This window comes from Mesorhizobium sp. M0633 (assembly GCF_040320645.1).
GTDB lineage: Bacteria > Pseudomonadota > Alphaproteobacteria > Rhizobiales > Rhizobiaceae > Mesorhizobium.
The window spans coordinates 67,473-74,333 of record NZ_JAMYQC010000032.1 but is presented as its reverse complement, the minus strand read 5'-3'; the positions used below and the strand labels follow the sequence as shown (position 1 = coordinate 74,333).

General features: G+C 59.9%; 4 protein-coding genes and 2 pseudogenes. 2 read left to right on the top strand and 4 right to left on the bottom strand.

Features of this window, described 5'->3' with window-relative positions:
- Positions 1-108: pseudogene (locus NKI47_RS27405) on the top strand (amino acid ABC transporter ATP-binding protein); the annotation flags it as partial.
- Between the two features lie 537 nt (positions 109-645).
- Positions 646-2,091, top strand: a complete 1,446-nt coding sequence (locus NKI47_RS27400; RefSeq protein WP_352594267.1) for a hypothetical protein — start codon at positions 646-648, stop codon at positions 2,089-2,091.
- 151 nt (positions 2,092-2,242) lie between these two features.
- On the opposite strand, the gene NKI47_RS27395 is transcribed toward NKI47_RS27400, so the two are convergent.
- From NKI47_RS27395 to NKI47_RS27380, 4 genes and pseudogenes are all read right to left on the bottom strand, one after another.
- A complete protein-coding gene (locus NKI47_RS27395) occupies positions 2,243-2,452 on the bottom strand; it encodes a TetR-like C-terminal domain-containing protein (RefSeq protein WP_352594271.1) in 210 nt (69 codons plus the stop codon).
- Between the two features lie 118 nt (positions 2,453-2,570).
- Positions 2,571-3,915 (bottom strand): annotated as a pseudogene (locus NKI47_RS27390) (tyrosine-type recombinase/integrase).
- A 246-nt stretch (positions 3,916-4,161) separates the two neighbouring features.
- On the bottom strand, positions 4,162-4,878 hold the full coding sequence (locus NKI47_RS27385; protein WP_352466279.1) for a pentapeptide repeat-containing protein: 717 nt from the start codon (positions 4,876-4,878) through the stop codon (positions 4,162-4,164).
- Positions 4,879-5,842: 964 nt separating this feature from the next.
- A complete protein-coding gene (locus NKI47_RS27380) occupies positions 5,843-6,406 on the bottom strand; it encodes a site-specific integrase (RefSeq protein ID WP_352594266.1) in 564 nt (187 codons plus the stop codon).
- Between the last annotated feature and the right edge of the window lie 455 nt (positions 6,407-6,861).

The window sequence follows — 6,861 nt, the reverse complement described above, 5'->3', positions numbered from 1 at the left end:
GTCTTCATGGACCAGGGCGAGATCGTTGAGATGAACACGCCCTCGGAATTCTTCTCGCATCCGCGTCACCGGCGCAGCAAACTGTTCCTTGCCCAGATCCTGAACTAGCGAACCTCTCCCGCCAGCCCATGCGCCGGCCGGATGGACAGACGCAAATCAGAAATCCATCCGGGGCCTGGTCAGCGCGCAGCGACCTGCCAGACCGCGACGCCGGCCCAGGATCAGGCCGGCGACGCCTTCGATGCTGCGCGAGATAATGTCGAAGAAGCGCGGCCGACTCTCGAAGGAATACACCAGGCGTTCGCGAAACAGGATCGACAGCGCCGCGAGTTCCGGCCATTGGTAGATGTTCGGCCCACAACTTCTGCACGTCGACGATCCTGGCGGTGGGCGCTCCGGTCCTGTTTCGAAGATAATGCGCCGCCGGCCGGCGCAGGCACAGCTGCCACGTATTGCAGCAGACGGCAGAGGACGAGAACGTCGTCCACAACGCAACTCTCGACTCGAAGTCGTAGCTGCATCATATGGCCTGTTCACCAAGCGGGCTTGGGGGCTAGCACGAAGTCGGGCACCCACTTTGGCACCTCCACTTGCGCGAGCAGTAGTCCGCTTTCCTTCGCAAATGCCATGTGGCAAGACGGATGGATGGCGGCGGACAGCGAACATAAAAGCATCTCTGCGAGAGCGTTGGGCATCGCATTATCAGCTGCTGCCCTCGTGCCGCATTTCACAACCCCAGCCTTTGCCCATGCTTCCGAGCGCGGCTATGTCATGCTCCTGCCGACCGGATATTATGTCGTGGGCGGGGCGGTGGCCGTAGCTGCGAGTTTTCTGGTTCTGGCTGTCCTCCCGGCCAGGCTGCTCGAACGCATTTCGGCATCCCGCCTGCCAATTGGTCAATTCGGCGACGCCGCGCGCATTTGGATCAGCACGCTCGCCTTCGTGGTTCTCGCCATACTCGTGGCGGCGGGAATTCTCGGCAGCCGAGATCCGCTGTCGAATCCACTTCCGCTAACGGTGTGGACGCTGGTCTGGGTCGGACTGACATTGCTTCAGGGCGTATTCGGCAATGTTTGGTCGTGGACAAACCCGTGGTACGGGCCGTGGCGCATTTTCTCCAGCGTCTTCCCGGCATTCCGCGATCGCACAATGCCACAAGGACTGGCTTACTGGCCGGCGTTGATTTTGTTTGCAAGCTTCGCCTGGTTCGAGCTGATCTATCCGGCGCCCGAAGATCCGGCGCGGCTTGCGTTCGCTCTCATGGCCTACTGGCTCTCGACCTTCGTCTGCATGATCATCTTCGGCTACGAAGGCTGGAGCCGGCGCGGCGAGTTTCTGTCCGCGTTCTTCCGCATGGTGTCACGCTTCGCCATCGTCGAAACGACGCCGGACCACCCAAGCGGGGGGCGCGCCCTCTCACTCTGCTGGCCTGGAGCGAAATTGTGGAGCGCGCAAGCCTTACCGGCGAGCGGTATGCTCTTTCTGTTGCTGACGTTGAGCTCGGTGTCCTTCGACGGTCTGTCGAAGACCTTCTCTTGGCTGGGCGCGAATGGTGTCAATCCGCTCGAATTTCCGGGGCGCTCGGCATTAGTCGGAATCAACAGCGCCGGTCTTGTGCTGATGTTTATCGCACTTGTCGCCGTGTTCTTCGCCGCAGTGTTTGTCGGTGAGCGGTTGGCCGGGAGCATCTCTTTCGGAAAAGCGGTCGGGCTCCTTGTCTGGTCGATCGTCCCGATCGCGCTCGCCTATCATTTTTCCCACTATCTGACGGCCCTCCTGGTGAACGGCCAGAATGCGCTCGTCGCTATTTCGGATCCGTTTGATCGGGGATGGAACCTATTCGGCACGGCGCACATGAATGTCGGGGCGGGAGTGATCATGGGCTCCGATGCAGCGTGGATCATCTGGAACTTTCAGGCGGCGGCGATCATCGGCGGCCATATACTTGCCGTTCTGGTCGCGCATGGGCTGGCGTTCCGTTTGCATCCGGCGCGCCGCCGCGCGGCGCTCAGCCAATTTCCGCTGACCGTTTTTATGGTCGGATATACGGTTTTCGGGCTGTGGCTGCTGTCCACGCCGACGGCCGTCTGACGGCCGCAAGCCACGTATCGGAGGCGTTGGTCGACAGACCTCACGGCGGTGTATCGCGACCTCAAGGACATGCGTCGAACAAAGCCGGTGGTTGGTGAATTGGCAACGCCGGCAGTGCAACTGACTGCTTCACAGTTCTTCGGCCTGATATCTAAGCCGACGGGACGCCCTCGGTGGCCAGACGCCGGAAGATCTGGTCGACTTGTTGCGGCGGCAATTTGGCGCCGCCGTCGAGCCACCAGATCAGCACCGACAGAAAGGCACCCACGACGAACTGGACGATCAGTTCGTTCGGCACGACATCGGGGAGCTTCCTGTCCTTGTTTGCGGCAAGCTCCGCGCGCACGAGATCGCATAGAATCTCGCGGATGTTACGGCTTGTTGGACACGCAGGAGTTCACCTTTTCCGAAAAGAGCGGGGTGGGCGCGGGGTAGCCAAGGGGAATGACGGCACAGCGGCCATTGTCAGATTGGTCTGATCAGGCAGCAGCGTGGTCCGCCTTGTGCTCTGTGCCCTTCGTCTGCCCCAGGAAGTGAGCAAGCGCCGATTTCCTGGAATCCCGATCCAGCGCATAGGCGGTGTGAGTGAACGCAACGCCGTCCAGCAGGCCCTGAATGTAGCCGGCGATGCTGTCGGCTGCCATGATGAGCGCGGTGTCCACGGTGTGAATGTAGCGGCTGGTCACCGTTCCTCGGGAATGACCGACCAAGGCGGCGATCGTTGCCTCGGTGAACCCAAGGTCGTTGGCGATGCTGGCGAGCCGTGCCGCAGAACATGTGGCGTGATGCCGGCCAGGTCGGTCTTCTCGAGCAGCTTCGTCCAGTGCCTGGGGAAGGCCCCGAATGGCATGTCATCCCTCCATCCGGGAAAAACATAGTCTTCAGCACCTTGCTCCTCGTTGCGGCGACCCTCCAGGTATTCCAGGACCGGCAGACCGATCGGACGCACTGACGCCCCCTCCTTGCTGTCGGCGAGGCGCAGGCAACTGCCCCCGATATCGACCTCGCCGCAACGCAGGCTGATCACCTCGCTGCGTCGGCAGCCCGTCAGGGCGATCACCCGGATCATTTCCGCAGTGGTTTCGTACTGCCCGTCCTTTATGGCCTTCTTCAGAATATCGCCGAGCGTGCGATACTCCTGCTCGCTGAGACGGCGGGCGTTTATCCTGTCCTTCGGCTTGCGAACGCCATGTACGGAATTCTGCTCGATGATGCCGAGTTCGACCGCATAGGTGAGAATGCCGCCGAAGTGTCCTATCGTTCGGGCCGCCGTACCACCGCGCACGATTGCGCGCCCACGCAGCTTGTCCGTCTTCACGTTCGCGCGTGTCTTGCCCGCCCTGATGTCCTTCATGGCTTGCGTAATGTCGGACTTGGCCAAGTCCCTTACCGTCGACTGCCGAGCAGCGGGACGATGTGGCGCTCAACGCGCCCGACATCGGTGGAGATTGTCGTGGCCTTCTTTGGCCGCCCCTTTTTTCCGAGCACGAGCCCGTTCCTGAGATCTTCGAGGTAACGGGTGCAGAGTTCTTTGACGGTGATCGCCTCGCGATCGAGCTTGCGCTCCTCGGCGGGGTTGCCGCCCCTTGCGACCTGACCGAGCAGGACTTTCGCCTCCCGCCTGGCTTCCTCAGGAGTCCAAACTCCGTGCAGACCGATGGTGAAGCGACGTGAGCGGCCAGCGGCGCGATACTGCAGAACGTAGCTGCGTTTGCCCGAAGCGAACACGCGCAAGCCGAAACCCGGCAGTTCTTCGTCCCCTATCACATAGTCCGAGGACCTGATCTCGGTGGCATCGACGGTTCGTTTGGTCAGCTTCGCCATGCTTGGGCGTCTCCTCGACAGAATCCCCGCGTAAGCAATGCGTAAGCACCGGGGGGAGGGTTTGAGCCGCTCCGTCGTACCGTCGGTGCTGGTTGATTTCAAAGTTCTTTTGTGATTTCAGTGACATAGCGCGCATTCGGATAGAATCGGATAGTTTCGGCGGAAATCACTATCCATTCTCCGAAGGCAGAAGTTACAGGTTCAAATCCTGTCGGGTGCAGCATTGCACAGTTCGCTTGCCGACAACTATTCCTGCTGGAATTGACAGGGCCAATCTTCAGGCCTCGTCAAGCCAGAAGGCAACTCGGTCCGGGCGTCTCCGCAAGCCATGTTGAGCTGCCACTGGGACAGACCCACCGAATTGGAAAGGTCGACGCCCTCGATACGGGTCAGAAAGAAAAAGGCGCGGTCAAAGTCTATCGGCGCGGTGAACGTCGCTCCCCGGAAGTCCGCCCGTGCGAGATTGGCAAACGAGAAGCGGCTGCCGCTGATATCGGCGTCATGGAACTGCGCACGCCCCAATTCTGCCTTTGTGAAATCAACATTGGTCAGATTGGCGTCCTGGAAATTCGAGCGCTGTATTTCCGCGCTCGCAAACACAGCGCCCTGCGCGTCCATACGGCTGAAGTCGGTCCTGTAGGCCTCGATTCTGTCGAACCGGGCGCCTTTGGCGGTCGAGTCGGCCAGGGAAGCACGCACAAGCGTTGCCTTCTCAAGATTTGCGGCAACGAGATTGCTGTTCCTGAGGTCGGTCGAAGTGAAATCAACACCGAACAGGTTCGCCCCGCTCAGGTCCTGTCCTTCTAGGATGAGAAGCTTCTTGTCACACTCGTGCCAATTGACGCCAGGCGTCGCGGCTGCGTCGCAATTTTGAGCGGCAGTGGCGTTCTGCCAAGCAAACACAGTGCAAACCGCTAGAACCAAGCCGGATGCGCCGTAAGCTCTGGTTCGTCTCAAAGTCATTGTTGCTGGACCTCTGCCACTCGCCGACACTCAACCTTACCACATCTGCTGACACACGAGCCACGGTGACCACCGCCGTCACAGTTAGCGCATTTCTCATATTCAAGCTTTGATGTTGATCAACCGATCAACCCGCGCGTGGGGCGCGATTTGCGAGCGCCTCCCCATATCATCGCCGGTCCAGCAGAGATTCATTTGTCACCGGCCAGGCGCATCATTCCGCAGGTATGCTTGACTAAGCCGAGGAGAGCGGTCGTTCAGGATGGCGCAGTCGCGCGCCAAGCTTGGCCTCCGCTCTGGACGTTTGTCTTGCTAATGAGGAGCCTGCTCGGGTGCTGATCGCCACCGCCGGCGTCCGCTGCCGACAAGCGTGAATCCGCTTGGTTCCGCACCGATCGGTACTTGCCGACGGCGAGGTTGACCGCCGGCACGGGGTGCTCGTCGCGTATCCTGATTCCGCTGTCGCATGAACCCCACGACTTCGCTTAGCGAGGCCGAAGTTGATCTCTGCCATCTACCAGGTCGAACCATCAACCCCGCATATTTGTGTCGTAAGCTGACGTGCCGCGAATGAGCCGTTTTCGGTAGGCGGGCTTTATGGCGGGCGCCAACCTATTCTTGTATTTTTATGATGTAAACAATGACTTATGGTGGTGAGGGAGGATTCGAACTCCGCGCTTGAAAGAGTGTCCTTCTCGTCTTCACCGTGCAGGCCGGTTACTCTGGGCGGCAGAGTGCCCTTCCGCGCTTCGCCAAACCTGCCGTGGAAAAGGCCTTGCCGTTTTTTCCGGCGGGGCTTTGATCAGATCGCGACTATTAGTGATTTATGCTGAAACTGGTTGCGGAGTTCGGAGTCGGACTTATTTGCGCTGATTAAGAAGCCCCGTCAGCAAACGAACTCGGTCACAGCACTGTATTGGCGGTATCCCTCTCCCGACTCGAACCCCGAACACGTTTGAAGCCGCTAATCCTTGCCGCTCATTAGGTTAGAAAGTATGCGCCTGCTGGGAAGTGCAGGCCACAAGCCAGCAAGCGATTTCGTTTCTTTCCTTCGCGAGCGCCCGGCCTCGAGCATCCGAAGCGAGATGGCTTCCTGCTGCTGGCGCAGGTGATCGCTCAGCAGCTTGTTGCGGGTGATGTAGCCTGCATTAACGCCTGGGATCGAGTGGTTCATCAGAAGGTGCACATCAAGCTCCGCAACGCCCGCGGCCTGGGCGATTGTGCGGAACGTCTGCCGCAGGTCATTCCCCCATTTCGACAGATCGCTGCGCTTTTCCTTGTGCTCAATGATGTGACCGCTTTCGCTCTCGGCGGGGAACAGCCATTCACGCGATTGCTCGCAATAGAGGGCCCGACCAATACGCATCACTCGAACCAGGCAGCGGATCATGGCTCGCGAAAGCGGTATGTCGAATGCCTTGACCTCACCACCCTTCGGCCTGGGTATGTGGAGAACGCGGGCGCGAAAATCGACATGCTCGACCCGCGCCTTCCTAATTGCTTCAGGGCGAGGGCCTGACAGCAGCATGAACAGATGGAGTTCCCGCTGAACAGTTCTTCAATGCCGCGAGTTGGGTGAACCATTCCTCGAGATCCGAAAGCCCCAGCGCGGTGGGAAGGATCGTTGCCGAGTTTGGAAAGCGGCTCGTCAAGCCAATCGGCCAATAGCCGCTCGATGTGATCATGATAGTTGTTGATCGTCCCATCGCTTCGGCCTTTGTTCTTCATATGCCCGTCGCGGTAGCGTTCCCAGGCAATGCGCAGCGTGGGGTTCGCAATCGAGGGCAAATCAACCTCAACAGCATCGCCGTCCGGCTTGCGCGTCGACGCGCGAGGGTCAATGCCGCTGGCGATCTTGCCGAGAATGCGCGCGCACAGGGAGGCTGGTGTTGATGTCGGCGAGCCGCCGCGCCTTTGCCGCGAAATACCAAGTGACTGGCAAGGGGCTTCGTTAACCCGGTGCGGAAGCCCCTCGGATCGTGT

Bases quoted from the DNA above. Each gene is read 5' to 3' on its own strand.
- NKI47_RS27400 (WP_352594267.1), top strand. From the start codon at position 646: ATGGCGGCGGACAGCGAACATAAAAGCATCTCTGCGAGAGCGTTGGGC.
- NKI47_RS27385 (WP_352466279.1), bottom strand. From the start codon at position 4,878: ATGACTTTGAGACGAACCAGAGCTTACGGCGCATCCGGCTTGGTTCTA.
- NKI47_RS27380 (WP_352594266.1), bottom strand. From the start codon at position 6,406: ATGCTGCTGTCAGGCCCTCGCCCTGAAGCAATTAGGAAGGCGCGGGTC.